Source organism: Cobetia sp. Dlab-2-AX, from assembly GCF_024124625.1.
GTDB lineage: Bacteria > Pseudomonadota > Gammaproteobacteria > Pseudomonadales > Halomonadaceae > Cobetia.
In genome coordinates this window covers 144,564-170,599 of the sequence record NZ_JAMXRV010000005.1, presented here as the reverse complement: position 1 = coordinate 170,599, position 26,036 = coordinate 144,564, and the positions used below count along the sequence as shown (strand labels likewise).

Here is a 26,036-nt window from a genome sequence, read left to right as displayed (position 1 = left end):
CGTGAGCCTTGCCCGCGGCCTCTACAGCACCGCGCTGACCCTGCTGTCGCCCCTCATCTGGCAGCGGGTCTGGCGCGAGCACGATGCCCAGCACCCGCGCCTGGAGCGGCTGGGTATCATCCCCTCCACGCCGAACACCACACCCGACAGTGAGCGCCCCATCTGGCTGCACGCCGCCTCGCTGGGCGAGGTGGTGATGGTGGCGAGTCTTGTCGAGGCGCTGCGTCAGCGCTACCCACGGCGCCCGCTGGTGCTGACGACCATGACGGCCACCGGCGCTGCGCAGGCCGCACGTCTGCTGCACACCCCGCAGGGCTCGTCGGAGCTTGCCCCGGCCCGACACCATTACCTGCCGCTGGATTTCCCGTTGAGCGCGCGGCGCTTCGTGCGCCGGCTGCGTCCGGCGCTGGCGATCATGGTGGAAACCGAACTGTGGCCCAACCTGATGGCCGCCTGCGCGCGGGATGACATTCCGCTATGCGTCATCAATGGCCGCCTGTCACCGCGCGCCTTCCAGCGCTATCGCAGGATCGGCGCCCTGATGCGCGATAGCCTCGCCCATGTCAGTGGTCTGTCGGCCAAGTCGCAGCAGGATCTGGAGCGTTTCATGGCGCTTGGCCTGCCGCCAGCGCGCGGCACGGCCGTCGGCTCGCTCAAGTTCGAACTGGACATTGCTGAACAGGTCGTTGCCGACGGCCAGGCGCTGCGCCAGTCATTCACGCAGCGGCCGGTATGGATCGCCGCCTCGACGCATGACGGCGAGGACGGCCAGATACTCGCGGCGCATGCTGCGGTGCGTGACCAGCACCCTCAGGCCTTGCTGCTGTTGGTGCCGCGCCATCCGCAACGCTTCGAGGCAGTGGCCGTTCAGGCGGCGCAGTGGTGTCAGACGCGCGGCGAGAGCAGCTTGCGGCGCAGTGTCATGTCAGAGAGCGGCACCGATGTGGCTGATGCCGTATCGGTACTGGTCGGTGACAGTCTCGGGGAATTGCTGACGCTGTATGCGGCCAGTGATATCGCCTTCATCGGCGGCAGTCTGGTACCCATCGGCGGGCACAACCTGCTCGAGCCCGCTGCGTTGGGGCTGCCACTGCTGAGTGGCCCATCGCTGGACAACTTCAGCGAGATTGCCGAGGTGATGGCCGCGGAAGGCGCGCTCCAGGTCGTCACGGATGACGCGGCATTGGCCGAAGCGGTGAATGCGCTGTTCTCGGATCAGGCCGCGCAGCAGAAGGCAGGCCAGGCGGCCAGTCAGGTCGTGGCGCGCAATCGTGGCGCGCTGAGCGGCACCTTGGCGATGCTCGAGCACCACCTGCCGCTGTGACGTCCCCGCGCACGCAAAGTGTGCATTGACTATCTGGTCAGACAGAAAGCGCCGCACAATCATGCGGCGGTTATTCTATGTATCCAGGTGTTTGGCAGTGGTCTGGCGCTGCGAGTGGCCTGGCTCCTTCCTGCAAGACAATCAGCTGCTCAGCAGTCGACAAGCTCGGCCGTCACGCCCATTTCTGCCTCCAGCGCTCCCAGACAATCACGTGCGGCGGGGCTGGCATTGCTGATCACCACATCAAAGTCACTCAGTGGGGCGATGAAGGCGGGGCGCACCATCTCGAACTTGCGCGCATCGACGATCAGGAAGCGCTGCATCGCGCTTTCCAGAGCGGCCTGCTTGGCCGCGACCTCATGGAAATGGAAGCAGCTGACGCCTCGCTCGGCATGCACTCCGCCCGCCGAGAGAAAGGCCTTGTTGATGCCGAGGCGGCGGATGGCCTCCGGCATGTCGGTGGCGGTGAATGACTGGGTGGCCGGGTGAAACAGCCCCCCCAGCATCACCAGCCGCACCCCGGGCAGATGGCCGACCGCATTGGCCACATTCAGGGCGCAGGTCACCAGGGTCAGCGTCTGCTGGCGGTCGATGGCGGCCGCCAGATGGACCAGCGTGGTGCCGCAATCCACGTACAGGGTATCGCCATCCTCGATATGACTGGCCAGTTGCTGGCACAGCGCTTGCTTGATCGGGGCGCTAGCGTCGATCTCGCGATCCAGGCGATAGACGCTGCCGGCGGAGGAATCGACCAGCAACAGGCGGCCACCCAGAATTTCAAGCAGTCCGTTGCTGTGCGCCACGTCGCGACGAATGGTCATCTCCGAGACGGCGCATAGCCGTGCGGCGTCGCTCAGTTGCAGAGGGCTGCCTTCGCGCAGAATGGCCTGCAGGCGGTCGAGTCGGGCGGCGCTGTGATTGTTCATGCGGCTTTTGTCCTTTGGTGCCGGTTCCGATGAGGGAGCGTTGGCGAAAAACTGGGCTGAAGCGCCACGTCCCACGTCAGAAGCAGATGATAAACCACTGACACACAGGGAGAACCTCAAAACTGCCCCTGACATTGCCAGTCTGGCGCTGGAAGACAAGTGGACGTGAGGTAAAACGGACGTATTGACTATTTGGTCAGGTTGTGACTTTTTGAACATGGTGAGAATGCAGGATAACACTGCACGACGTTGATGACGGCGCATCGCAGCCCTGCAGGCAGCTTCTATAACAACCACAAGAACCCTCAGGATCTTCCCAATGAATCCCCTCATGAGTCTCGTCGGGATGGCTTCGCTCATCCTCATTGCCGTGGCGCTGTCGTCGAATCGACGCGCCATTCGCCTGCGCACCGTGGGTGGTGCCTTTGCCATCCAGCTGGCCATCGGCGCCTTCGTGCTCTACACCTCCTTCGGCCAGGGAGTGCTGGCCGGTGTCTCCGGTGCCGTCAGTCAGGTGGTCAACTATGCCGATCAGGGCATCAACTTCCTGTTTGGCAGCCTGGCCAATCCGGGCAGTGGTGTCGGCTTCATCTTCGCGGTCAAGGTGCTGCCGATCATCATCTTCTTCTCGTCGCTGATCGCGGTGCTCTACTACCTCGGCATCATGCAGTGGGTGATTCGCCTGCTGGGTGGCGGCCTGCAGCGTGTGCTGGGCACGTCACGTACCGAGTCACTCTCGGCCACGGCCAACATCTTCGTCGGTCAGACCGAGGCGCCGCTGGTGGTCAAGCCGTATCTGGCCAGCATGACGCGCTCCGAGCTGTTCGCGGTGATGTGCGGTGGCCTGGCCTCCGTCGCCGGTTCGGTGCTGGGCGGCTATGCGGCGCTGGGCATTCCGATGGAGTACCTGGTGGCGGCATCGTTCATGGCCGCGCCCGGCGGGCTGTTATTCGCCAAGCTGCTGTTCCCGGAGACGGAGAAGCCGGACGACTCGATCGCCGTCGCGGATGCCTCGCTCAAGGATGATGATGCGCCTTCCAATGTGCTGGACGCCGCGGCCTCCGGCGCATCCTCCGGCCTCAAGCTGGCGGCCAATGTCGGGGCGATGCTGCTGGCCTTCATCGCGCTGATCGGCCTGATCAACGGCATTCTCGGCGGCGTGGGCGGCTGGTTCGGCATGGACACGCTGAGTCTCGACATGATTCTCGGCTGGTTGTTCGCGCCGCTGGCCTTCCTGCTGGGCGTGCCGTGGAGCGAGGCGACCCTGGCGGGTTCCTTCATCGGCCAGAAGCTGGTGGTGAACGAGTTCGTCGCCTACATCAATCTGGCGCCCTACCTCAGCGGTGACAGCATCGTGGCGGCCACCGGCGCGGTGATGACGCCCTACACCATGGCAGTGCTGTCGTTCGCGCTGTGCGGCTTCGCCAACCTGTCGTCGATCGCCATCCTGCTGGGGGGGCTGGGCAGTCTGGCACCGACACGCCGTCATGAGATCGCAAGCCTGGGGCTCAAGGCGGTACTCGCCGGCACGCTGTCCAATCTGATGTCGGCGGCGATTGCCGGTTTCTTCCTGGCGCTGGCGGCCTGATGCATGCCTCGCTCTCCGCCCGGTCAGTCGACGGGAGCCATCCTGCCGGCATGTGCCGGGCGGCAAGCGAGGAAACATCGGGATGTCAGCTCGGGGAAGCCGGGGGTGACAAGGTGCCTGACGAGAGTGTGAAAAGGTTCACATTGTCGTCGATGGCACGTTGATCATCCCCGAAATGTCGCTCTGTCGTTTTTGCGAGGAAGTGCTAACATCGCCGCCTTTCCGGACTGGGCTCCTGCGAGTTTCACTTCCGCGCCTTCGTCGGACTTCATGGCGACAAGACCCGCTCAGCGGGCAAGACCACAAGAATTCGAACAGTCTCAACATTCAGGACAGGATCGTTACGCGATGACCATGCTCAAGACCCTCGCGGCCAGCACTCTGGCTGCCACCACGCTGCTGACTGCTGCAGCACCGGCGCAGGCGACTGACTTCAATGGCGATATCCACGCCAATGATTACAAGTGGCTGACCTTCAACCTGATGCGCAGTGAAGACAACCGCCTGCCGTTCCGCAACAGCGAAGATACCTACCTGGAGATGGAGTTCGGCGGCCGCTCAGGCATCGTCGATCTCTACGGGTATGTCGACTTCTTCGATATCTTCGATGATGGATCGGATGATCAGAGCGGTAATGACAACTTCTTCGCCAAGCTGGCGCCGCGCTTCTCGCTGGACGCCATGACCGGTTACGACCTGTCCTTCGGCCCGGTGGACGAGCTCTACATCGCCACCGTCACCAACATTGGTGATAATGCGAGAGATGAGAACGGTGTTGGTAGTGGCCTGTGGGAGCACTACGTCGGCCTGGGCAGCGATGTGCAGGTGCCGTGGTTCGGCAAGATGGGCTTCAACCTCTACGCGCGTTACGTGCGTGAGAACTACGGCGGTGAAGACGAGAAGAAATGGGACGGCTACATGGCCTCCACCAACTGGTTCAAGCCGTTCGTCAACTTCGATGATGGCAGCTTCATCGCCTACCAGGGCTACCTGGACTACAAGTTCGCTGCCGATGAAGTGGGCAGCCAGGCGGGCCGCAGTGACAGCAGCATGGAGTGGTTCAATGGCATCTACTACCACACCCAGCGTTTCGCAGTGGGCTATGGCCTGAAGTACTACAACAACATGGCGTTCTTCGTTGATGGCGCGCCATCATTTGTTGGGGCCCAGGACACCACCGGCTTCGGCAACTACTTCAGCATCAACTACAAGTTCTGATCACCGCTTCGCTCTCGCTGGGCGACCGGCGCTAAAACAGAAACGGGAAGCCCTCAGGGCTTCCCGTTTTTCGTCTGGCTACTGTAGCGTCTGGCGCCTGAAGACCGGCATCTGGAGATCAGCGGAACTCCACCTCGGTGACTTCCACGCGCACCAGCTGACGTGACCACTCACCCTCCGGCAGCGAGACGCGTACCTCGCGGCTATCGCGTGTCTGGCCGGGGCGCAGGTAGGTCTGGGGCAGACGATATTCACCGACCCACAGTGGCACCTCACGCGTCGCGAGCAGATGGCCATCATCAGCATACAGGCGCAGTCTGGCCTGCACGCCGATGACACTCTGGCCGGCCGTGTTGTCGAGGCTGAACTGCAGAAGCGCCTCGTCATCCTCTTCGCTCACCGAGGACAGACGCGCGACCAGACCATCGCGGTGGCCTTCACTCAACAGGCGCGGATTGGCCAGCGCGCTGCGGTTGAGGCGTGACGCGCTGTCAGGTGCTGCGTTGCTGGCGCTGGCGGCGGCCGCTCCGGCTGATGGTGAGGCCGAGTCGCCAGCCGGAGCGACCGCCGCCGTCACCGGCACGGCCGTCGAGGTCGGCACCAGCGCGCTGCCAGCGCCAGCTTCCCTGGGCGGTTGTGTGGTCGGGGCGGACGCGGCCTGCACCTCATCCAGCTGATATTCCCAGCTGTGGTCCGGCTTGAGCAGGATCTTGACGCCACTGTCGAGCGTCACGGTGACTGGCTGGCTGATCGGCAGGCTATCGGCCAGTGCCAGCGGGCTTGCGCTGGCTGCCAGCAGCAGTGCGGTTGCCAGGCGCAGTCGTGGGCACAGATTCATCGTCATGCCAGCTCCTCAGGCAGTGATGCGTTCGACGCCACTTTCGCGTCCCACCAGCAGCACATCAGCACCGCGTGCCGCGAACAGACCGTTGGTGACGACACCGACGATGGCATTGATGCGCGCTTCCATGGCGATCGGGTCCTCGATCAGGAAGTTGTAGCAATCGAGGATGCGGTTGCCGTTGTCAGTCAGCACGCCATCGCGGTAGACCGGGTCGGCGCCCAGCTTGACCAGCTCACGCGCGACATAGGAGCGCGCCATCGGGATGACCTCCACCGGCAGCGGGAAGCCGCCGAGAATATCCACCTGCTTGGAGCCATCGGCGATGCACACGAAGCGCTCGGCGCAGGCCGCGACGATCTTCTCGCGGGTCAGCGCGGCGCCGCCGCCCTTGATCATCGCCAGGCGCGGGTCGATCTCGTCGGCACCATCCACGTAGACCGGCACGGTGCCGACATGGTTGAGTTCGAAGACGTCGATGCCATGGCCCTTGAGGCGCTCGGCAGTGGCTTCGGAGCTGGCGACGGCGCCGGCGAAGTCTTGGCGCACTTCCGCCAGCGCGTCGATGAACAGATTGGCCGTCGAGCCGGTGCCGACGCCGATGATGGTGTCGCGGCTCAGCAGTGGGCGAATCTCGTCAAGGGCGGCGCGGGCCACGGCCTGCTTCAGCTCATCCTGGGTCATGTGATACCTCGGGTCGGTAGGGCGGTGGTGAAAGTGGGCACTGGCGCGGTCTTTCCTACGTGGCTAGCAGTTTACCGCCGACAGGCACTGGAAAACGGCTTGACGTGAAGCGCAACGCCGGAAAACGCCACATTATAACGGCAAACCCGGCGATGGCGCTGGACGCTCTCGCCAGCGGTCTGATAACAATGGGGGTTCGGTCGCGCTCATGCGGCCCGCGCTGTGACACATCAGGACATTCCTATAATGCTCGAACATTACGTCAAGAAAATCCTGTCGGCTCGTGTCTACGAAGCCGCCCATGAAACTCCGCTCTCGCCGGCACCCTTGTTGTCGCGTCGTTTCGGCAATCACATTTTCATCAAGCGTGAAGACCTGCAGCCTGTCTATTCCTTCAAGATTCGCGGCGCCTACAACAAGATGGCCCAGCTGACGGATGAACAGAAGGCGTGTGGCGTGATTGCGGCCTCGGCCGGCAATCATGCGCAGGGCCTGGCGATGGCGGCCAAGCTGATGGGCGTCAAGGCAGTGATCGTGATGCCGCGCATTACGCCGGAAATCAAGGTGCAGGCCGTGCGCGAGCGCGGCGCGCGGGTGATTCTCAAGGGCGACGCCTTCCCCGAGGCATTGGCCCACGCGCGTACCCTGATGGACGAGCACGGCTATACCTTCATCCCGCCCTATGACGACCCGGATGTCATTGCCGGTCAGGGCACCGTCGGCATGGAAATCCTGCGCCAGCACCCCGGCAAGATCGATGCGATCTTCGTGCCGGTCGGGGGCGGTGGTCTGATCGCCGGGGTCGCGGCCTACGTGAAGTACCTGCGCCCCGAGATCCGCGTCATCGGGGTCGAGGCGGAAGATGCCGCCTGCCTCAAGGCAGCGATGGAAGCCGGCGAACGCGTGGTGCTGGACCAGGTTGGCGTGTTCGCCGAGGGTGTGGCGGTCGCGCAGATCGGCGCGGCACCGTTCGAGCTCATCCAGCACACCGTCGATGAAGTCATCACCGTCAATACCGACGAGATGTGTGCGGCGGTCAAGGACATCTTCGAGGATACGCGCGCCGTTTCCGAAACCAGTGGCGCACTGTCACTGGCGGGCCTCAAGAAATATGTCCAGCAGTCAGGCGCGGAAGGGGAGACGCTGGTGTGCATCAACTCCGGCGCCAACACCAACTTCGATCGCCTGCAGCACATTGCCGAGCGCACCGAGCTGGGCGAGCAGCGTGAGGCGATTCTGGCCGTGACGCTGCCGGAGCGCCCGGGGGCCTACAAGCAGTTCTGCAAGGTGATCGGCAAGCGCATGGTCACCGAGTTCAACTATCGCTATGCCAACCCGGAGGAAGCGCATGTCTTCGTCGGCGTGCAGGTCAAGCCGGGCGGTGAAGACCGCGCCGCTGTGGTCGAGAAGCTGCGTGAGGCGGGCTATGCGGTGGAAGACCTGACCGACAACGAACTGGCCAAGCTGCACACGCGTCATCTGGTCGGTGGGCGAACGACCAGCGATCTCGAGGAAGAGGTCTATCGCTTCGAGTTCCCGGAGCGCCCGGGAGCCCTGATGAATTTCCTCACTCACCTGCCGGCGGACTGGAACATCTCGCTGTTCCACTACCGTAACCACGGCGCGTCGCATGGGCGGGTGTTGATCGGCATGCAGATCCCCAATGGCGACCGCGCGCGGGTCGAGGAATATTTCAATGAGATCGGCTATCGCTTCTGGAAAGAGAGCGACAATCCCGCCTATCGTCTGTTTCTGTCCTGAGCGAGGCAAGCGATGGGGCGATGATGGCTATATGAGTCATTGGCGTTGAAGGTGGTGAGCTGAGGCGCAACTCATCATGCTTCATTGGTCACATTCGTGGAAAGAAAAGCCCCGGCCTTCGCATGGAAGGTCGGGGCTTTTTCATGCGTATCCGGCGGGCAAGCCGCAGGAAATTCCACATTTCATGCCAAGCGCGAAAAAGAACGGTGTTTCTGACTGAAGCTCTGGTCGGCAGGGGTGACCAGACATCAAAAGCTGCGTGGAAAAGCGTCCATTCAAACGATTGCATGGTGATTGTCATACAGAAGTCAGATGCCTATCATCTGGCCACTGTCAGGAAGACAGTCATCGACAACCGTCACGCGAAAGCCACTGACGATATAAGAAGAAGCCCGCTCTCATGAAACGTAAGCCCGATCTGGTCATGGCCCTGGTATTCATCTTCGGGATTGGTGTAGTGGCAACCGGCTACGCCCAGACCGTAATGGGTTCCTGAATCCTGCGCTACTGCCCTCACCGGCGGTAGCGGTGCTGCTGGCGTCAGTCTCTCTGGCGCCACGCACCGATGCCATGACCTTCCTTCTGTCAGGCTTTTCACCTCTCCGCTTTCCAGCTCCCCGACTCCCCCTCAGCTTGCCCCCATCTGACTTCATTGAGTTGCTGCTTCGCTTCCTCGCAAAAAGTCCCCTTTCTGCCTGCTTTTCCCCTCGCGCTCTACCGTCTCTCAGTCGCCTCGTGGTCGTGCCATCGATCTCGTCAAAACGCCCAGCGCCTCATTCGGCACGGGCAGGGCGTACGACTTCGCGATCACTGACGATGGCATCCAGCGGAATGTCCCAGGGCTGTACCGGCAGGGCGGGGACCTTCTGGCAGTGATGGGCGAGACCGATCAGCAGCGGCCTTGGGCCGGGGCGGCGGGTAAAGGCGAAGCTGCGATCGTAGAAGCCGCCGCCCATGCCGATGCGAGCCCCGCGCCCATCGAAGCCGACCAACGGCATCAAGACAACATCCAGCGCCCAGGCAGGCAGGCGCCGCGCCCTGGAAGCCCCATGACGGGTGTCCGGTTCGGCGATGCCGAAGCGGTTGCTGACCAGGGGTGTCTGATCGTCGTAGCGCACGAACCATAGCGAATTGGCCGCGAACGGACGCAGTACCGGCAGATAGACCTTCGCCCCTCGTCGCTGCAGCCAATCGCACAGACGCGTGGCATCGATCTCGCCATCGTAGGGCAGATACAGGGCGATGTGGCGGGCGCGCAACAGTTCCGGCAGCCGTTTCAGCTGACGCAGGAGCGCATCTTCGGCTTGCAGGCGAATGGCAGGGGGTAGCTGACGGCGGCGTTGGCGCAGCAGACGGCGAAGCGCACGACGGTCGGCCTGAGGGTGATCAAGCTCGCTGGGCAGCGCCCAGAGCGTGGTATCGAGTGCTGCAGAAGGGAGTGGCGAGCGTGGGCTCGCGGGTGCGGCATAGACCGCGGGGGGCTTGTGCATGCCTGACAATCTCCGTCAGACAGGGTTCTCCAAGGTGCCGGTGTTACCGGGGGCCCTTGAACCCAGCGGTTCAAGGTGGGTAGTCCCGCGCAGCGCATCAGGCGTTCCGACGCACGGACATGCACACAGCACTGCGCAGTGGACTCCCTGGGAATAGCTTATAAGCTCGAGGGACATCGGCAACTGTCGTACACCCCAGAGAACTCATTCAGTCTACCAAACCCCGCCTGCCTGCCCAAGGGCTAATCCTGTCGGGAACAATCTGTTGCCTGAATGTATCAGTTGTTTGATTCTGAAGCGTTTTTACGCTCAGCGGCGCGCGCCTTCGCCTGATCGGCATAGTCGGCTGGCAGCTGACTGAGCGCGGCATCCAGTTGACGGTCCAGCGCGGTGAGGCGAGTCTCGAAGTCGCGCTGCAGGGCGCGCTCGCTGTCACGGCTGTTGATCAGCTCATGCGAGATATTGAGCGCGGCCATCAGGGCGACCTTGTCGGCGCTGATGGTGTTGCCGCGCTGCTGGATGCCTTGCATGGCGAGATCCAGATAAGCCGCCGCACGGGTCAGGCCATCTTCCTCGCCGGGCTGACAGCTGACGGTATAGCTGCGGCCGAGCAGGCTGATCTCGGTGGTATTGCGTGGGGTGGCGGAATCGCTCATGTAGATCCTCTCGGGCCTTGTCCGGCGTCATCCAGATTGATGCCGACGTCCTGCTGTCAGTGCGTCACCGTCGCAGTCAGGACGGCAAGCCAGAAGGAGGGCCAGTGCGGTAAGATGGGGCATTCTCGAGCCACTATAGAGAGCCGCTTCTGGAGGGTCAACGCGCCGCGCGGCGCGGCTGCCTTGTGTTGCAGCACATCCTTCAGATGCCATTCTCCCGCTACAGAACCACTTCTCACTGACTCAATGGGGCCGCATCATGGCGATCATCAACGATACCTTCGACTTCTCGCTCGTCGCTGACCACTTCCTGGCTCACGGCAGCCTCAACAATCCCTCCTTTCTCGACGGTCAGCTGGTGGCCGCACTGGCGCTGGATGACATCAGTGCCGAGGATTGGCTGGCGCGCGTCTGCGCCTCGCTGGGGGTCGAGCAACCGGCCACGCGTGAAGCAGGTGAAGTCTTCCTTACCTGGCGCACGCGCAATCAGGAGCGTCTGGCCGCCAGCGAGATGAGCTTCGAGCCGCTGCTGCCGGATGACATGTTCTCGCTGGCCGAACGCGGTCAGAGCCTGCGCGAATGGACGCTGGGCTTCCAGGAAGAACTGGCCGGTGCCGATGACGATGTCCGCAGTGGCTGGAGTCAGGCGCTCAAGGATGCGCTGAGCGATGTCGAAGCCATCTCGAGCGGCCTCGCCAACGCCGAAGACCTCGACGACGACAACACCGAGGACGAGGCCGACCTGTTCGCGCTGGCTGACCATGTGCGCATGGCGGCCTTGCTGCTTTACACCGAGCAGCACCCGGGCAACCCGGACGTCGAGAAGCCCAGCGATGACCAGCTGCCGGAAGGCGGTCTCGAGGGCAGCCTCGGCGTCAGCTCACGTACCGATACCCACTGAATCGATGGTCACCCACCGCTTGCGCCGCGTCTGGCGCAGGCTGGTACAAGAGGGCGGGTGACCCCATCTACAGCATCACGCCTGTTTGTCACTCGAACGCGCCATGCCCGGCGGGTTCTCGACGGAGATTGCCATGACTGCCCCAGCCATCCTGCCCGCACCTGCTGCCCTGACGGCAGAGGATTTTCGTGCACGCCGCCAGCGCCTGATCGCGCAGCTGCCGCAGGGGGCTGCCGCATTGGTGGTCTCTTCGGGCCTGGCCCAGCGCAACCGCGACAGTGAATACAGCTTCCGTCAGAACAGCGACTTCCACTATCTGACCGGCTGGCCGGAACCCGAGGCCGCCTTGCTGTTGCTGCCCGGACGCGCCGAAGGCGAGAGCGTGCTGTTCTGTCAGGAGAAGGACCCGCTGGCCGAAGCCTGGACCGGCATCCGCATCGGTGCCGAGGGTGCCGTCGCCACGGCAGGCTTCGATCAGGCCTTCACCAATGAGGCCCGTGATGAGGTGATGGCCAGCCTGCTGGATGGCCGCGAGCGTCTCTATGTGCTGTTCGAGGATGATGAAGCTCTGGCGCTGGCTCAAGCGCTGCGCGATGAGCTGGCCGCCGCGGTGCGTCGCGGAGCACGGCCGCCGGCCGCCTTCGAGGATCTCGCGCCGCTGCTGCATGAGCAGCGCTTGATCAAGGATGAGCGTGAACTGGCACTGATGCGCCACGCCGCCGAGATTTCCGCGCGCGCGCATGTGCGTGCGATGCAGATCAGCCGTCCCGGCCTGCACGAGTATCATCTGCAGGCCGAGATCGAGCATGAATTCCAGTGGCAGGGCGCGCCGGCCCCGGCCTACACCAGCATCGTCGGGGCGGGTGTGAATGCCTGTGTGCTGCACTACATCGAGAATCGCGCGCCGCTGGAGAATGGTCAGCTGGTGCTGATCGATGCCGGCGCCGAGTACGCCCTGTACGCCGGCGACATCACGCGTACCTTCCCGGTCAATGGTCGCTTCAGTGAGCCGCAGCGCCGTCTGTACGAGATCGTGCTCAAGGCCCAGGAGCGCGCGGTGGCCGCCGTGATGCCGGGTGCAACGTTGGTGGGCATTCACCAACAGGTGGTGCATGACCTGACCACGGGGCTGGTCGAGCTGGGCCTGTTGCAGGGGGAGGTCGAGGAATTGATCGAGAGCGATGCCTACCGTCGCTTCTACCTGCACTCCACCTCGCATTGGCTGGGGCTGGATGTGCACGACGTGGGCAGCTATCGCGAAGCGGGTGAGCCGCGTCCGCTGGTGCCGGGCATGGTGTTGACCATCGAGCCGGGCCTCTACATTCCGCAGGACGCCGACATTCCTGCCGAATATCGCGGCATCGGCATTCGCATCGAGGACGACGTCGCGGTGACTGCCGCGGGCCACGAGGTGTTGAGCTATGGTGTGCCCAAGTCCGTCGAGGCCATCGAGGCGCTGATGCGCGCGGAGGCCTGACGCCATGAGCGAGCCTGAAGCCATGAGCGGGCGTGATGCCGAACACTTCGACATCGTGATCATCGGCGGCGGTCTGGTGGGCGCCAGCCTGGCCTGTGCGCTGGCGCCGCTGATGGCGTGTGTGGCCGACGAGAAGGGCCGTGAGGCCGCAGCGTTGCGTGTCGCCGTGATCGAGGCCAATGAGCTGCCCGCGGCGACGGCAGACGCCCGGCGCTTCCAGCCCAGTTTCGATGCACGTGCCAGCGCCATCGCGGCGGGCTCACGCCAGCGGTTCACCGCCTTCGGGGTCTGGGAGGCGATGTGCGAGCACGCCACGCCGATTCGCACCATCCATGTCAGTGAGCGCGGCCACCTGGGCGCGACACGCATGCGAGCCTCCGAACTCGAGGTAGCCGCGCTCGGCCACGTGATTCCCAATGCCTGGATGGGCCAGGTGCTGCATCGCCAGCTGGCCGAGCTGCCGCTGGCCTGGTATTGCCCGGCGCGCGTGGCAGAAATCGCCGTCACGGCACAAGGCCATCGCCTCACGCTCGAGGATGGTCGTCTGATCGAGGCTGAGCTGACCGTGCTGGCGGATGGCGGTCGTTCCGGGCTCAAGGAGCGCCTCGGCATCCACAGTGCGGCGCAGGACTATGAGCAGCATGCCTTGATCGCCACGGTGGAGATGAGCCAGCCTCACCAGGGAGTCGCCTACGAGCGCTTCACCAGTGAAGGCCCGATGGCCCTGCTGCCGCTGGCCGGCAAGCGCATGGAGCTGGTCTGGACGCGCTCCCCCGCTGACACGGAAAGCCTGATGGCGCTGCCCGACAGCGACTTCCTGCAGGCACTGCAACGCGCCTTCGGTGAACGCGCCGGACGCTTTCGCCGCGTCGGGCAACGCCACGCCTATCCGCTGTCGTTGGTGCGTGCCAGCGAAGGTACGCGTCCCGGCCTTGCGGTGCTCGGAAACGCCGCCCACGCCCTGCACCCGGTGGCAGGGCAGGGCTTCAATCTGGCGCTGCGCGGCGTGACCGACCTGGTCGCGGCCATCGAGGCGGGCCTGACGCGTGGCGAGTCGCCGGGGGCCACCAGCGTGCTGAATGATTTCGAGGCGCGGCGTGGAGCGGATCGCGACAATGTGGTGCTGTTCAGCGATGGCCTGATCCGCCTTTTCGGGGTCGAGAGTCGCTGGTTGGGGCATGCACGGGCAGCGGGCCTGATCGGACTCAATCTGGTCTCGCCGCTCAAGCGACTGTTGGCCAGACGCTCGATGGGCATTGAGCGCTGAGGTTGGTAAGCGCTCGTTGACTTGGCTCGAGGACAGAGCCTCGCAGACAGGGCGTCACTGACAGAACCTCACTGACAGCGCCTTGGTGTCGAGTCACGTGACAGGGCTTCGAAATCAGGGCACGAGATTGGTCTTCGAGATCAGGCTACGAGACAGTACTTCGAGACAGTACTACGAGACAGGGAGCAGGCATGAAGGACGGTCGATCAGCAGGTAGCGCACATGACGCCGATGTCGCCATCGTCGGTGCCGGTATCGTCGGTGCCACCCTGGCACTGTTGCTGGGGCAGGCGGGACTGCGGGTCATGCTGGTCGAGGGGCGTGAGTCCGCGACCCGCTGGCAGCCAGATAGCGTCCCCGAGCCACGGGTGAGCGCATTGACGCCGGTCTCTCAGCAGCTGTTGAGCGGCCTGGGTGTGTGGCCGACCATCGCCGCCAGTCGCCTGATGCCCTATACCGGCATGCAGGTGTGGGACGCGGAGGGCAATGGCGAGATCCAGTTCAGCGCCGAGGACAGTGGCGTGCCGGTGCTGGGGCACATCGTCGAGAACCGGGTCACGCTCGCTGCGCTGGAGCAGGCCATCGATACCTGCCCGGCGATCACGCGCTGCTTCGGGGCGCGTGTGGCAGGCATGTCACTGCCACGCTCTGGGGTTACGTCGGTAGTGAATGCTTACCAACTCGATGCGGCGGAAGCGACCAACCTGACGCTGACCGATGGTCGGACAGTCACCGCGGCGCTGGTGGTCGCGGCGGATGGTGCGCGCTCACGGCTCCGTGAGCTGGCCGGGATCGCCACGCGGGAACACGACACCGGCCAGGTCGCGCTGGTGGCCACGGTGCGCACCGAACTCGCGCATCAGGCCGTCGCGCGTCAGCGCTTCCTGCCGACCGGGCCGCTGGCCTTCCTGCCGCTGGCCGTCAATGACGCCCTGGCTCAGCCGGCTGAGGGAGCCTCGGCCGCGGAGCGGCATTGCTCCATCGTGTGGTCGACCACACCCGAAGAGGCCGAGCGGCTGCTGGCACTGTCACCTGCGGCATTCTGTCGTGAGCTGGAAGACGCCTTTGAAGGTCAGCTGGGCGCCATCGAATGGGCGAGCGAGCGCTTCAGTTTCCCGCTGCATCAGCGCCACGCCGAAGACTATGTGCTGCCGGGGCTGGCGCTGGTGGGGGATGCTGCGCATGCCATTCACCCGCTGGCGGGGCAGGGCGTCAATCTGGGACTGATGGATGTGGCGGTGCTGGCAGATGAGCTGCTGACAGGACATCGCCGCGGGGTGGCGCTTGGCGACGAGCGCTGGCTGGCGCGCTATCGCCGCCGGCGTCGCAGCGACAATGCCATGATGCTCAAGATGATGGATGGCTTTCGGCTGTTGTTCGGCAGCCGTCAGCCGGGCGTGCGGCTGCTGCGCAACTTCGGGCTTGGTTTCGTCGACGGCCAGGGCGAGCTGAAGCGCATCCTGATGCGTCAGGCGATGGGGCAGCGGGGTGAGTTGCCCGCCAGCTGCAAGCCGTAACAAGAGTGAAGGTGTTTTAATTCCTGCGCCATCGGGTATGTGAGCGCCTACTATCATCGCTTGGGAACAGGTGGTCACAGGATGGCCGATCGCTGCCACACATGCCGCTATATGCCTCTATACAAGTGCGCATGTCATGCCCCCTGCAACGACAAGGCCCCGCCAGATGGCGGGGCCTTGTCGTTGTGGCCTGATGATCTGCCGATCATGGCGTGATGCTTACTCGTCGCTTGTGGACACGGTGGCCTTGAGCGCCGCGCTGCGCCCCAGCACGTTCATGCCCTTGAGCAGATTGAGCGCCTCACCCAGCTGATAGTCACTTTCTGCCACTACCGGGCTGTCGGGTGTCTTGCTGCTGGTGGACTCGCTGGCGGCGTTGGCATTGTCGAGGCGGCCGTCGAGGTCTGCCTCGCGCACACTGAAGTCACGGCGCGTGTCGCGCTCGAGACGGCCGCGCACGACCTCGACATCCGGGCGGATGCCCTCTGCCTGGATCGAGCGACCGCTGGGCGTGAAGTAGAGCGCAGTGGTCAGCTTGAGCCCATCGCCATTGCCCAGCGGCATCACCGTCTGGACCGAGCCCTTGCCGAAGCTGTCGGTGCCCATGATGATGGCGCGGTGTTGGTCCTGCAGTGCGCCGGACACGATTTCCGCGGCCGAGGCCGTGCCGCCATTGATCAGTACCACCAGCGGGGTGTCGCCCGCTGGGGTATCGGGCTTGGCCGAGAAGGACAGTTCGCTGTCGGGCAGGCGGCCTTCGGTATAGACGATGCGGCCGCTGGACAGGAACAGGTCACTGATCTCGACGGCCGCGGAGAGTAGCCCACCGGGGTTGTTGCGCAGATCCAGCACCAGCCCCTTGAGCGGCTCGCCATCGTTGTCTTCCCGCAGTCTGGCCAGTGCCGTGTGGGCCTCGTCACCGGTCGCGCTCTGGAACTGGCTGATGCGCAGATAGCCATAGCCCGGGTCCAACAGGTGCTGACTGACGCTGCTGCTCTTGATGATGGCGCGTTCCAGCACCACTTCGCGCGGCATGTCGGCGCCCTCGGACAGAATCAGCAGCCGAATGCGAGAGCCTGCCTCACCGCGCATCAACTTGACCGACTCCGACATCGACAGGCCATCCAGCGGCGTATTGTCGATCTTGAGGATGACGTCTCGCGGCTGCAGGCCCGCGCGCGCCGCCGGGGTGTCATCGATGGGGGCGATGACGGTCAGCTGGCCATCGTCGCCGGTGCCGACCTCGATACCGATGCCGCCAAACTCGCCGTCGGTATTCTCGCGCAGGTCTTGCCAGTCTTCCTGATCCAGATAGGCGGAGTGCGGGTCCAGCCCTTCGAGCATGCCGCGCATGGCATTCTTGAGCAGCGTGCGGTCATCGACCTGATCGACGTAGGTGCGCTTGATGCGCTCGAAGACCTCGGCGAAGGTGCGCAGCTCATCCAGCGGCAGGTCAGTGCCCTGATGGGCATCCTGAGCGCTGTCGACCGGCGCGGTGACATCTTCTGCACTGGCCGGCAGTCCGCCACCCAGCAGGGCAAGGCTCAGCGGCACGCTGACCGCCAGCTGACGCAGGCGGCGCGGGGCAGGACGGAACGGCGACATTGCAGACATGCGATTTCCTTCTCGACGGATACTGACACGACAGGTACGGACTCGACTGGTACCGAAATGCGCTGAGCGCCGGGGCCGGATGTCGAGGCATGGCATGGGGAACACCGCCCAGCATGCTCGCAGTCACAGGCTACTGCGAGCATATCCCGCGCGAGTGCCTGGCGACTAGCCCGCTGGCTAGCGGTGGCGTTCAGCGCTGACTGACAATCAGGCGATGCGCGAGTTGCCGCTGCCAGGCACTTCAGCGGCGCGCGAGCCAGCGACTCGGGTCTGTCGGCTGGCCGCCGCGGCGCACTTCGAAATAGAGCGCCGGGCCATCGCGCCCGCCGCTGCTGCCGACGCTGCCCAGTTGCTGGCCACGTGACAGGCTATCACCCGGGCCCACGCTGAAGCTTGCCAGGTGGGCGTAGAGCGTCAGCACGTTGTCGCCATGATCGAGTATCAGCAGGTTGCCATAGCCGCGCATCCAGTCCGCGAAGACCACGCGACCGGCGTGCGGCGCCGTGACGGCGGTGCCCTGCGTCGCGCGAATCAGCACGCCATCACGGTTGACGCCCTCGCCACGCCCATAGGCGGAGATCACCTTGCCTGGCGCCGGCCAGTCCATCTTGCCCATTGCACGCGTGATGCGGGTCTTGGGCGGCGGTGCGCTCTTGATCGACTTGAGGCGCTTCTCAAGGGTCTGGATCAGCTGATTGGCATGCGCGCGGTCCTGGTCCAGTTCGGCGATCTTCGCCTCATGGCTGGCATAGCGTGCATCCAGCTTGCGCAGCAGGGCGGCGCGTTCATTCTGTTGCGCGATCAGCTGACTGGCCTGCCGCTTGAGTCCTGCCTGTACGTCATCCAGGCGCGTCTGGCGCGCCAGCAGCTGCGCGCGGGTGTCGGCCAGTGACCGGTTCAGCTCGGCCAGGCGCTCCAGCGCCGCACGCCGTGATTCGCTCAGGTGGTTCAGATAGACCTGCAGGCGCTCAAGGCGTGCGGGGTCATCCTGGTTGAGCAGCAATTTCAGCTCAGGCTGACGACCGAGGCGATAGAGGGCGGCCATCTCTTCGGCGACCGCCGCCTTCTGGGCCGTCTGCTGCTGACTGAGGGCTTCACGCTTGCGCGTCAGCGCCACCAGCTGCTGCTGGATGTCATCGCGCTCATCCTCGAGCTTGCCGGTCTGCTGGCGCGTGGCGTTGAGCTGGCGCTCGATCTTCTCCAGCCCGTTGCGGGTGTCACTGCGCCGCGCTGCCGTGGCCTTGAGCTCGCCCTGCATCGCCTGGATCTCGCGCTTGAGGCGCTTGAGGTCCGCCTCGGAGGCCTGCTTCTTCTGGGTCAGAGTGGCGGTGTCGTCAGCGGCCAGCGCAGTGGCGGACGTTACAGGGCCGAGTGCCAGCGGGGCGAGACTCAGCAGCCAGGCAGACAGCACAACGCCGGAGACTCGGCTCCGGCGCTTTGAGATTCGGGGGCGGTCGCCCTGCCCGAGCGATTTGCTCGGGCAGGGCGAGAGGCATGACGCACCGAAGGGCGCGCCATGCAGCCTGCTATCAGGCCTCGGCATAATCGACCAGCACCTTGCCATCCATCTCTTCCGGCACCGACTGACCCATCATGGTCAGCAGGGTCGGGGCGAGATCGCATAGACGCCCGTCGGCGGCCAGCTTGGCATCGCGCTGCGTCACGTAGATCAGCGGCACCTCGAAGGTGGTGTGCGCGGTCTGAGGATTGCCGGTTTCCGGGTGCACCATCTGCTCGGCGTTGCCGTGGTCGGCGGTAATCAGGCATTCGCCCCCGACCTTCTCCAGCGCCTCGACCACGCGCGCCACGCACTTGTCGAGGAACTCGACGGCCTGGACGGCGGCGTCGAACTTGCCGGTGTGGCCGACCATGTCGCCGTTGGCGTAGTTGCAGACGATGAGGTCGTAGCTGCCGGACTCGATGGCTTCCACCAGCTTGTCGGTGACTTCGCCGGCGCTCATTTCCGGCTTCTCGTCGTAGGTCTTCACGTCCTGCGGGGACGGCACGAGGATGCGCGTCTCGCCGGGATATTCCTCTTCGCGACCACCGGAGAAGAAGAAGGTGACGTGCGCGTACTTCTCGGTCTCGGCGATGCGCAGCTGGGTCAGGCCACGGTCGGACACGACCTCCCCCAGGGTATTGTGCAGCTCGGTCGGCGGGAAGGCTGCCGGCGCCGGGATGTCGGCGGCGTACTGGGTCATCATCACCAGGCCGTCGTGGGCCAGCTTGGGCAGCGTGCGCTCGAAGCCTGCGAAGTCCGGCTCGACGAAGGCGCGGGTCAGCTCGCGGGCACGGTCGGCGCGGAAGTTCATGAAGATGGCTGCATCGCCTTCCTGCATGGCGACGGAATCGCCGATGCGGGTAGCGGTGACAAATTCATCGGTCTCGTCGCGCTCGTAGGCGGCAGCCAGCCCGGCGACCCCGGTGGCGGCTTCATGCTCGGCTTCGCCGTTGGCGATCAGGCGGTAGGCCTGCTCGACGCGGTCCCAGCGGTTGTCGCGGTCCAGTGCGAAGTAGCGACCGACCAGCGTGGCGACACGGCCGTCTTCCAGGCCCAGACCCGCGAGGTGTTCATCGGCACGCACGATGGAGGCCTCGGCGCTCTTGGGCGCGGTGTCACGGCCATCGGTGATGGCGTGGATATAGATGCGCGTGGCGCCCCGCTCGGCGGCCAGGTCGGCCATGGCCAGGGTGTGGTCTTCGTGGGAGTGGACGCCACCCGGTGACAGCAGGCCGATCAGGTGCACGGCACGCCCGGCCTTGACGGCGGCATCGATGGGCGCGGTCAGGACGTCATTGTCCTTGAGGGCATTCTCACGCACCGCCTTGGTGATGCGCGTGAAGTCCTGATAGACGATGCGTCCGGCACCGAGGTTCATGTGGCCGACTTCGGAGTTGCCCATCTGGCCGTCCGGCAGGCCGACGAAGCCACCATCGGTGTGAATCAGTTCGCTGGGATATTCACGACGCAGGCGGTCCATCACCGGCGTGTCGGCAGCGAGGATGGCGTTGTCCTTCTCCTCTTCGCTGTGACCGTAGCCGTCCAGAATGATTAGGGCGACGGGACGCGGACCTTGTGCTTGAGCTGCCATGACTTCCTCGCTGTGATGACGAATGATCTGGGGTGAGCAGGGGCCGGGATACCAGGATGATGCTCGGCGGGTGACACATCATGCAGCTGTCATGTCCTGTGGCCATGCTGTGGCGCATCCGCGAGGCGGAGTCCTCGGCGGAGACGACATGACATGTAGTGATAAAACTACCTGCTCGTTCTGCCCTCTATTAGAGGGGTGGTAAGGTGCCGAGTGCAAGTGTCGCAAGTGTATCGCCGGGATTGGGTCGCGCTATCGGTGGATCGCTCCGGCCTGACTGAGCTGACAGCAGCCGGCGCATCGCCCGGCTACGCCTTTTTGATGCCATGCAGCGGCATTCATGCTTGGGCCTGTCATGTATAATGCTGGCTCCGTTACCTCAGGTAGCGGTCTATTTCCTTTGCCGCGTACGCGTCGGCATGCACGTCACAGCGGAGTTAGCCCGTCTCATGATCGAACAGCTGCTTCAGTTCGCGCAGAATCATCCCTTGCTGGTCGGCGCCTTCATTGCCCTGCTGGTCGCCCTCATCGTCATGGAAACCATGCGTGGCAACCACGGTGTCAGCGTCAGCGAGGCCACGCGACTGGTCAATCGCGAAGAGGGTGTCTTCATCGACATCCGCGACAGCAAGGAATTCAAGGCCGGTCATATCGCCGGTGCCGTCAATGTTCCCAGCAGTCAGCTGTCCAGCGAGACCACTCCGCTGGCCAAGTACAAGGAACGCCCGGTGATCATCGTCTGCAAGCACGGCCAGACGGCGGGACCGCTGGTGGCTCGCCTCGAGAAAGATGGCTTCAAGCAGGCCGTCAAGCTCAAGGGCGGCATGGGCCAGTGGGAAGCCGACAGCCTGCCGGTCGTGACTCGCTGAGTCGCAGGCTCGCTCGCCGAGTGTCTGCCAGCTGTCATTGCCTCCGCTGGCTGGGCAAGTTTGCGGGCCTGCTGGAAGCCGGCTCGCAACCAGGAATAAATCTCCGAACCCTCAAGGATATGTCTCATGGCTGAAGAACAGAACGCACAGGCTGCAGCAGGTGCAGAACAGGCTCAGGAACAGCTTCAGTTTGCCCTGCAGCGCATCTACGTGAAGGACGTGTCCTTCGAAGCCCCGAATTCTCCGGCGGTCTTCTCCCAGCCGTTCCAGCCGAAGGTCGCGCTGGAGCTGGACACCGAGCATCAGCAGGTCGGTGAAGAGCTGTTTGAAGTCGCCATCAAGGTCACCGCTCAGGTCACCAACGGCGAAGACAAGACCACTGCCTTCCTGGCGGAAGTCGAGCAGGCTGGTTTGTTCCGTATCGCTGGCCTGTCTGCCGAGCAGCTGGACCACACCCTGGGCGCCTTCTGCCCGAACGTGCTGTTCCCGTATGCCCGCGAAGCCATCGACAACCTAGTCAACCGTGGCAGCTTCCCTCCGCTGATGCTGGCCCCGGTCAACTTCGAGGCCATGTACGCGCAGCGCAAGCAGCGTGAAGCCCAGGGCGCCGCCGAGGCGACCGCTCACTGATCAGTGAGCCGGCCTTGATTGGCCACATGACAGGTACGACCAGCGACGGGCCCCAGTGGCCCGTCGCTGCGTTTCTGAGCGACAATGACCGCCGCCTTGCCTGCGATGCTGCATCGACTCATCGCGGTTCTCTTTCACTGCTTCTTAGTCCGCGAGACCCCGTCCATGGCCATCCGTCTGCACTGCCCCGATCTTGATCTCAATGTCAGCGCCGGGGTGTCCTTCGCGCTCCCTGAGGGGCCTGCACGTCATCTCGGGCTGGTGCTGCGCGCCAAGGTTGGCAGTGAGGCGCAGCTGTTCGATGGCCGTGGCCAAGAGGTGCGCGTGGTGCTGGAGGAGGTGACCCGCAAGGGCGTCAGCGTGCAGGTGATCGAGGCGGTGCCCAATGATCGCGAGGCACCGCTGGCGGTGCATCTTGGGCAGGCGATCTCCAAGGGCGATCGCATGGATTACGCCATCCAGAAGGCCTGTGAGATGGGCGTAGCTGCCATCACGCCACTCTATACCGCGCGTGGCGACGTCAAGCTCAAGGGCGAGCGCGCCGACAAGAAGCTGGCGCACTGGCAGGGCGTGGCGGCCAGCGCCTGCGAACAGTGCGGAAGAAGTGTCGTGCCGGTCGTGCATGCCCCGGTGGCGATGACGCAGTGGCTGGCCGAGCGTGATGAGCCGCTGCGCCTGATTCTGCAGCCGGGCGGTGCCGAGGCGCTGAACGTGGCCGAGGCCGAGGGCGGCGTGGCCCGCGCCAGCCTGCTGATCGGACCGGAAGGCGGCTTCACGCAGGAGGAGGTGGCAGAAGCGGCCGCCGCCGGTTGTGAGGTGCTCGGCCTGGGGCCGCGTATCCTGCGCACCGAGACGGCGCCGGTGGTGGCGCTGACCTTGCTCCAGCAGCGATTTGGTGACCTGCCGCGCTGATCTCCCCTCATCGGGCACCCGGGCGGAATTGTTGATCTGCCGGCAACACAGCGTGCGCCGGCAAGGGCGTTTCGCCAGTGGTGAGCAGCACGGCGCTGCTGCATACTTGTCCCATCGCTCCCGCGCCATGGTGTCATGTCGCGACGGGAGTCTCCGTTATCCCCGCTGCCGGCCGCGTGCCGGGCTGGCAGTGTCGTCACAAGGTTGCCTCAATGACTGCTCGCAAGCTCAAGATCGGCGTGGTGATGGACCCGATGTCCAGCGTCGCCTATAAGAAGGACACCACTCTGGCCATGTTGTGGGCCGCCAGCCAGCGCGGCTGGTCGCTGCACTATCTCGAGCAGGAAGATCTCTATCTCGAGAATGGTCGCGCCATGGGTCGGATGCGTCATCTGGAGGTTTACCACGACCCGGACAACTTCTATCAGCTGGGCGAGGTCGTCGCGACTCCGCTGGCCGAGCTTGACGTGATCCTGATGCGCAAGGATCCGCCCGTCGACGAACACTTCCTGAATGCCGTTCACCTGCTGGGCTTTGCCGAGCGGGAAGGCGTGCTGGTGGTCAATCCGACGGCCGCGCTGCAGACCTGCAACGAGAAGCTCTTCGCCCAGCAGTTCCCGCAGTGCATTCCGCCGACCACCGTGTCGGCCAACGACAAGGTGCTGCGTGCCTTCCACGCCGAGCATGGCAACGTGATCTTCAAGCCGCTGGACGGCATGGGTGGCAGTGGCATCTTCCACGTCGCTAAGGATGGCCGCAATCTCGGCTCGGTGATCGAGCAGCTGACGCTGCGCGGTACACGTCAGATCATGGCCCAGCGCTACGTGCCGGAAATCAGTGCCGGTGATACGCGCATTCTGCTGGTGGATGGTGAGCCGGTACCGTTCGGTCTGGCGCGCATTCCGAGCGCCGGCGAGACGCGCGGCAACCTGGCGGCTGGCGGACGTGGTGAATCGCGTGAGCTGACTGACCGCGATTACTGGCTGATCGAGCAGGTCAAGCCGGTAGTGAAATCATTGGGTCTGATGTTCGTCGGCCTGGACGTGATCGGCGACTACATCACCGAGATCAACGTCACCAGCCCGACCTGCGTGCGCGAGATCGATACCCAGCGCGGCACTGATATCGCCGGTCTGTTGATGGATGCCATCGAAGCGCGTCTGGCGGCTCAGCCCTCCGCCTGAGCAACATCGCGGTGAGGCCGGCGCCAGTGGCTGACCCGCAATGGATTCGCAGTAAACGGCAGGGAAGCCGAAGCTGCCAATGAGGTTCCGTGGACAGGGAGTGGGGTATGGCAGCACCCGTCGAGTGGTGGGCAGGCAATCATGGCGTCACCGACCCGATCACCTATGTTCCGGTGACGCGGGGGCATCGCCGTGTGGTGGCATGGAGCGCGGCACTGGCTGTTCATGCCGTCATCGGCTGGTGGTTGCTGGGTAGCGGCCTGCTGACGCCGCCCGAGGTGCCGCCGATGCCCAAGCCGGTGATGCTCGATGTGACGCTGGTCAGTCAGGCCAGCGCCACTGCCGTCGACTCGCAGGTGGTGGCCGAGCAGGACCAGCAGGCCAGTGGCAGCGGGCGCGAGGCGGCGGTGCAGGCCGGGCCAACCAATCAGGTGCCCCCGCAGCCGGGCGAGCAGAGTGCGTCCGAGGCCAGCGAGCCGGCCGTGGCGCAAGCCCAGGCTCCGGCCACGCAGGCGCTGGTACTGCCGGAGCGCATCCCCGAGGTCATCGCGACCCAGCAGGCGTCGTCACAGCAGGTGGCGCGTTCCGAACTGCTGCCGGATACGCCGGACAACGAACAGCAGGCCAGCGAGCAGGACGTCCAGCGAGTCCAGGCCTCCGGCCAGTCACGTGAGGTGGTGGGCGACACCGCCTCACGGAAGGCGGCGCGTGCCTCGGCCCGCGCGCGCTATATCAACGACTGGACCGGCACGGTGCAAACGTTCGGCAACCAGCACTATCCGGCGCCTGCTCATCTGAGCGGCGAGCTGCGGATTCGCGCCGTCGTGCTGCCCAGCGGTCAGCTTGAGTTCGCGGAAGTGTTACAATCCTCGGGACATGCTGAACTCGACCAGGCGGCTCTGGATACGGTCTACGGCGCGGCTCCTTATGCGCCCTTTGATGAAAGTCTCAAGGGCATGAGCCAGCTGACCATCACCCGCATCTGGCGATTCGGCCCCGGCAACGATTCTGGCGCGCCCTGACGCCTCGGGAGGACCATGCAAAGTCTGCGAGACTATTTCCTGCTGGCGATGCCGCATCTCGATGATGACAATTTTTCCGGCTCGCTCAGTTACCTCTGTGATCATGATGACAAGGGCACCCTTGGTGTCATCGTCAACAAGCCGATCAAGCTGACCATGCGCGGTCTGTTCGAGCAGCTCGAGATTGCTGCCGACAGTTGTGAGCGCCTCGATGAGGTGGTCTATTACGGCGGCCCCGTCCACAAGGACCGCGGCTTCATCCTCCATCGCGGCAAGGCCAGCGAGTGGGATTCCAGCCTGCAGGTCACCGACGAGCTGGCGCTGACCACCTCGTTGGACATCCTGAAGGCGATCGCCGGCAACGAAGGCCCTGATGATTTCATGGTCTGCCTCGGCTGCGCTGGCTGGGAGCCGGACCAGCTCACCAACGAGCTGAAGGAGAACAGCTGGCTGATCGTCGAAGGCGACAGCGGCATCCTCTTCGATGCCGACAGTGAGTCCCGTCTCGAAGCGGCTGCCAGCAAGCTGGGCGTCGACATGAATCTGATGTCGCGGGAGATCGGGCATGGCTGAGCGGCAAGTCAGCCGTACGGCGCTGGCGTTCGACTTCGGCACGCGCCGTATCGGTGTCGCGGTGGGCACCGAGATGCTCGGCACCGCGACGCCTCTGGTACCGCTGCATGTGCGGGACGGCATTCCGGACTGGAATGTCGTCAATCGCCTGATCGAGGAATGGCAGCCCGACCTGTTCGTGGTCGGCCTGCCCCTTGAGCTGGATGGCAGCGAGACACTGATGTGCAGCCGAGCCCGCAAGTTCGGCAAGCGCCTGTATGGCCGCTACGGCAAGCCGCTGGAAATGTGGGACGAGCGTGGCTCCACCAAGGCGGCCAAGGGCTTGGCGCGCGAGCGCGGCCACCGCGGCAATTATCGCGATGATGGCGTGGACGGCCTCGCCGCTCAGCTGATTCTCGAGAGCTGGTTTGCAAGCCAGCGAGGCGAGGGCGACCTTGTCGGTTACTGAATACTCCACCCGCTTCCTTTCCGGAAGCGGGTTTTTTTTGTC

Annotated in this window: 23 protein-coding genes and 1 other RNA gene; 15 read left to right on the top strand and 9 right to left on the bottom strand. The window is 64.4% G+C overall.

Annotated features, from left to right (window positions below):
- Position 1 precedes the first annotated feature (1 nt).
- Positions 2–1,324, top strand: coding sequence for a lipid IV(A) 3-deoxy-D-manno-octulosonic acid transferase (gene waaA / locus NH396_RS10395; protein ID WP_253063437.1), 1,323 nt, complete (start codon positions 2–4; stop codon positions 1,322–1,324).
- A gap of 149 nt (positions 1,325–1,473) precedes the next feature.
- Here waaA and NH396_RS10390 read toward each other — a convergent pair whose 3' ends face one another.
- Positions 1,474–2,250: a DeoR/GlpR transcriptional regulator gene (locus tag NH396_RS10390; protein WP_176675839.1), complete on the bottom strand. Its 777-nt coding sequence runs from the start codon at positions 2,248–2,250 to the stop codon at positions 1,474–1,476.
- 319 nt (positions 2,251–2,569) lie between these two features.
- Between NH396_RS10390 and NH396_RS10385 the strand changes: the two genes are divergently transcribed.
- Both NH396_RS10385 and NH396_RS10380 read left to right on the top strand, forming a co-directional pair.
- Positions 2,570–3,838 carry a NupC/NupG family nucleoside CNT transporter gene (locus NH396_RS10385; RefSeq protein WP_176675840.1) on the top strand — a complete coding sequence of 423 codons (1,269 nt, stop codon included), beginning with the start codon at positions 2,570–2,572 and terminating at the stop codon, positions 3,836–3,838.
- Between the two features lie 348 nt (positions 3,839–4,186).
- A complete protein-coding gene (locus tag NH396_RS10380; RefSeq protein ID WP_253063435.1) occupies positions 4,187–5,056 on the top strand; it encodes an outer membrane protein OmpK in 870 nt (289 codons plus the stop codon).
- 118 nt (positions 5,057–5,174) lie between these two features.
- On the opposite strand, the gene NH396_RS10375 is transcribed toward NH396_RS10380, so the two are convergent.
- Together NH396_RS10375 and rpiA are read right to left on the bottom strand one after the other, a co-directional pair.
- Entirely contained in the window at positions 5,175–5,900 is a 726-nt protein-coding gene (locus NH396_RS10375) for a DUF3157 family protein (RefSeq protein WP_176675842.1), read from the bottom strand.
- 9 nt (positions 5,901–5,909) lie between these two features.
- Positions 5,910–6,581 (bottom strand): ribose-5-phosphate isomerase RpiA, encoded by a 672-nt coding sequence (gene rpiA / locus NH396_RS10370; RefSeq protein WP_176675843.1) that lies wholly within the window; start codon positions 6,579–6,581, stop codon positions 5,910–5,912.
- A gap of 237 nt (positions 6,582–6,818) precedes the next feature.
- Here rpiA and ilvA point away from each other — a divergent pair, with 237 nt between their 5' ends.
- Positions 6,819–8,342 (top strand): threonine ammonia-lyase, biosynthetic, encoded by a 1,524-nt coding sequence (gene ilvA, locus NH396_RS10365; RefSeq protein WP_263643043.1) that lies wholly within the window; start codon positions 6,819–6,821, stop codon positions 8,340–8,342.
- 773 nt (positions 8,343–9,115) lie between these two features.
- On the opposite strand, the gene NH396_RS10360 is transcribed toward ilvA, so the two are convergent.
- The 3 genes from NH396_RS10360 to NH396_RS10350 all read right to left on the bottom strand — a co-directional run bounded on the left by NH396_RS10360 (position 9,116) and on the right by NH396_RS10350 (position 10,488).
- Positions 9,116–9,832: a 5-formyltetrahydrofolate cyclo-ligase gene (locus NH396_RS10360; protein WP_253063433.1), complete on the bottom strand. Its 717-nt coding sequence runs from the start codon at positions 9,830–9,832 to the stop codon at positions 9,116–9,118.
- A 22-nt stretch (positions 9,833–9,854) separates the two neighbouring features.
- Positions 9,855–10,037: non-coding RNA, 6S RNA (ssrS, locus tag NH396_RS10355), on the bottom strand.
- Between the two features lie 73 nt (positions 10,038–10,110).
- Entirely contained in the window at positions 10,111–10,488 is a 378-nt protein-coding gene (locus NH396_RS10350; RefSeq protein ID WP_064503224.1) for a cell division protein ZapA, read from the bottom strand.
- Positions 10,489–10,747: 259 nt separating this feature from the next.
- On the opposite strand from NH396_RS10350, the gene NH396_RS10345 reads away from it, so the two are divergent.
- The 4 genes from NH396_RS10345 (at position 10,748) to NH396_RS10330 (ending at position 15,650) form a co-directional block, all read left to right on the top strand.
- Entirely contained in the window at positions 10,748–11,389 is a 642-nt protein-coding gene (locus tag NH396_RS10345; protein ID WP_176675846.1) for a UPF0149 family protein, read from the top strand.
- 133 nt (positions 11,390–11,522) lie between these two features.
- Positions 11,523–12,866 carry a Xaa-Pro aminopeptidase gene (gene pepP, locus NH396_RS10340; protein ID WP_253063431.1) on the top strand — a complete coding sequence of 448 codons (1,344 nt, stop codon included), beginning with the start codon at positions 11,523–11,525 and terminating at the stop codon, positions 12,864–12,866.
- Between the two features lie 4 nt (positions 12,867–12,870).
- On the top strand, positions 12,871–14,133 hold the full coding sequence (gene ubiH, locus NH396_RS10335) for a 2-octaprenyl-6-methoxyphenyl hydroxylase (RefSeq protein ID WP_253063429.1): 1,263 nt from the start codon (positions 12,871–12,873) through the stop codon (positions 14,131–14,133).
- A 191-nt stretch (positions 14,134–14,324) separates the two neighbouring features.
- On the top strand, positions 14,325–15,650 hold the full coding sequence (locus NH396_RS10330; RefSeq protein ID WP_253063428.1) for a UbiH/UbiF/VisC/COQ6 family ubiquinone biosynthesis hydroxylase: 1,326 nt from the start codon (positions 14,325–14,327) through the stop codon (positions 15,648–15,650).
- A 219-nt stretch (positions 15,651–15,869) separates the two neighbouring features.
- Here NH396_RS10330 and NH396_RS10325 read toward each other — a convergent pair whose 3' ends face one another.
- The 3 genes from NH396_RS10325 to gpmI form a co-directional block, all read right to left on the bottom strand.
- The gene (locus NH396_RS10325; RefSeq protein ID WP_290441748.1) at positions 15,870–17,264 is read right to left on the bottom strand and encodes a S41 family peptidase; all 1,395 of its coding nucleotides are present in this window, start codon (positions 17,262–17,264) and stop codon (positions 15,870–15,872) included.
- A 241-nt stretch (positions 17,265–17,505) separates the two neighbouring features.
- On the bottom strand, positions 17,506–18,675 hold the full coding sequence (locus tag NH396_RS10320) for a peptidoglycan DD-metalloendopeptidase family protein (RefSeq protein WP_253063426.1): 1,170 nt from the start codon (positions 18,673–18,675) through the stop codon (positions 17,506–17,508).
- A gap of 118 nt (positions 18,676–18,793) precedes the next feature.
- On the bottom strand, positions 18,794–20,356 hold the full coding sequence (gene gpmI, locus NH396_RS10315) for a 2,3-bisphosphoglycerate-independent phosphoglycerate mutase (protein ID WP_253063424.1): 1,563 nt from the start codon (positions 20,354–20,356) through the stop codon (positions 18,794–18,796).
- A 449-nt stretch (positions 20,357–20,805) separates the two neighbouring features.
- On the opposite strand from gpmI, the gene NH396_RS10310 reads away from it, so the two are divergent.
- The 7 genes from NH396_RS10310 to ruvX all read left to right on the top strand — a co-directional run bounded on the left by NH396_RS10310 (position 20,806) and on the right by ruvX (position 25,994).
- Positions 20,806–21,225 (top strand): rhodanese-like domain-containing protein, encoded by a 420-nt coding sequence (locus NH396_RS10310; protein WP_176675852.1) that lies wholly within the window; start codon positions 20,806–20,808, stop codon positions 21,223–21,225.
- Between the two features lie 126 nt (positions 21,226–21,351).
- A complete protein-coding gene (gene secB / locus NH396_RS10305; protein WP_176675853.1) occupies positions 21,352–21,855 on the top strand; it encodes a protein-export chaperone SecB in 504 nt (167 codons plus the stop codon).
- Positions 21,856–22,020: 165 nt separating this feature from the next.
- Positions 22,021–22,767 (top strand): 16S rRNA (uracil(1498)-N(3))-methyltransferase, encoded by a 747-nt coding sequence (locus NH396_RS10300; protein WP_253063422.1) that lies wholly within the window; start codon positions 22,021–22,023, stop codon positions 22,765–22,767.
- Between the two features lie 212 nt (positions 22,768–22,979).
- A complete protein-coding gene (gene gshB, locus NH396_RS10295) occupies positions 22,980–23,951 on the top strand; it encodes a glutathione synthase (RefSeq protein ID WP_253063420.1) in 972 nt (323 codons plus the stop codon).
- 107 nt (positions 23,952–24,058) lie between these two features.
- On the top strand, positions 24,059–24,973 hold the full coding sequence (locus NH396_RS10290; protein ID WP_176675856.1) for a TonB family protein: 915 nt from the start codon (positions 24,059–24,061) through the stop codon (positions 24,971–24,973).
- A 15-nt stretch (positions 24,974–24,988) separates the two neighbouring features.
- Positions 24,989–25,546, top strand: coding sequence for a YqgE/AlgH family protein (locus tag NH396_RS10285; RefSeq protein ID WP_043331610.1), 558 nt, complete (start codon positions 24,989–24,991; stop codon positions 25,544–25,546).
- Positions 25,539–25,994, top strand: coding sequence for a Holliday junction resolvase RuvX (ruvX, locus tag NH396_RS10280; RefSeq protein WP_054556397.1), 456 nt, complete (start codon positions 25,539–25,541; stop codon positions 25,992–25,994). Before NH396_RS10285 ends, ruvX begins: the two co-directional genes overlap by 8 nt.
- The last annotated feature ends 42 nt before the right edge of the window (positions 25,995–26,036 follow it).

Excerpts from the sequence above, each read along its gene's own strand:
- NH396_RS10390 (WP_176675839.1), bottom strand. The coding sequence starts at position 2,250 with ATGAACAATCACAGCGCCGCCCGACTCGACCGCCTGCAGGCCATTCTG.
- NH396_RS10385 (WP_176675840.1), top strand. The coding sequence starts at position 2,570 with ATGAATCCCCTCATGAGTCTCGTCGGGATGGCTTCGCTCATCCTCATT.
- NH396_RS10380 (WP_253063435.1), top strand. The coding sequence starts at position 4,187 with ATGACCATGCTCAAGACCCTCGCGGCCAGCACTCTGGCTGCCACCACG.
- NH396_RS10375 (WP_176675842.1), bottom strand. The coding sequence starts at position 5,900 with ATGACGATGAATCTGTGCCCACGACTGCGCCTGGCAACCGCACTGCTG.
- rpiA (WP_176675843.1), bottom strand. The coding sequence starts at position 6,581 with ATGACCCAGGATGAGCTGAAGCAGGCCGTGGCCCGCGCCGCCCTTGAC.
- NH396_RS10360 (WP_253063433.1), bottom strand. The coding sequence starts at position 9,832 with ATGCACAAGCCCCCCGCGGTCTATGCCGCACCCGCGAGCCCACGCTCG.
- NH396_RS10350 (WP_064503224.1), bottom strand. The coding sequence starts at position 10,488 with ATGAGCGATTCCGCCACCCCACGCAATACCACCGAGATCAGCCTGCTC.
- NH396_RS10345 (WP_176675846.1), top strand. The coding sequence starts at position 10,748 with ATGGCGATCATCAACGATACCTTCGACTTCTCGCTCGTCGCTGACCAC.
- pepP (WP_253063431.1), top strand. The coding sequence starts at position 11,523 with ATGACTGCCCCAGCCATCCTGCCCGCACCTGCTGCCCTGACGGCAGAG.
- ubiH (WP_253063429.1), top strand. The coding sequence starts at position 12,871 with ATGAGCGAGCCTGAAGCCATGAGCGGGCGTGATGCCGAACACTTCGAC.
- NH396_RS10330 (WP_253063428.1), top strand. The coding sequence starts at position 14,325 with ATGAAGGACGGTCGATCAGCAGGTAGCGCACATGACGCCGATGTCGCC.
- NH396_RS10325 (WP_290441748.1), bottom strand. The coding sequence starts at position 17,264 with ATGTCTGCAATGTCGCCGTTCCGTCCTGCCCCGCGCCGCCTGCGTCAG.
- gpmI (WP_253063424.1), bottom strand. The coding sequence starts at position 20,356 with ATGGCAGCTCAAGCACAAGGTCCGCGTCCCGTCGCCCTAATCATTCTG.
- NH396_RS10310 (WP_176675852.1), top strand. The coding sequence starts at position 20,806 with ATGATCGAACAGCTGCTTCAGTTCGCGCAGAATCATCCCTTGCTGGTC.
- secB (WP_176675853.1), top strand. The coding sequence starts at position 21,352 with ATGGCTGAAGAACAGAACGCACAGGCTGCAGCAGGTGCAGAACAGGCT.
- NH396_RS10300 (WP_253063422.1), top strand. The coding sequence starts at position 22,021 with ATGGCCATCCGTCTGCACTGCCCCGATCTTGATCTCAATGTCAGCGCC.
- gshB (WP_253063420.1), top strand. The coding sequence starts at position 22,980 with ATGACTGCTCGCAAGCTCAAGATCGGCGTGGTGATGGACCCGATGTCC.
- NH396_RS10290 (WP_176675856.1), top strand. The coding sequence starts at position 24,059 with ATGGCAGCACCCGTCGAGTGGTGGGCAGGCAATCATGGCGTCACCGAC.
- NH396_RS10285 (WP_043331610.1), top strand. The coding sequence starts at position 24,989 with ATGCAAAGTCTGCGAGACTATTTCCTGCTGGCGATGCCGCATCTCGAT.
- ruvX (WP_054556397.1), top strand. The coding sequence starts at position 25,539 with ATGGCTGAGCGGCAAGTCAGCCGTACGGCGCTGGCGTTCGACTTCGGC.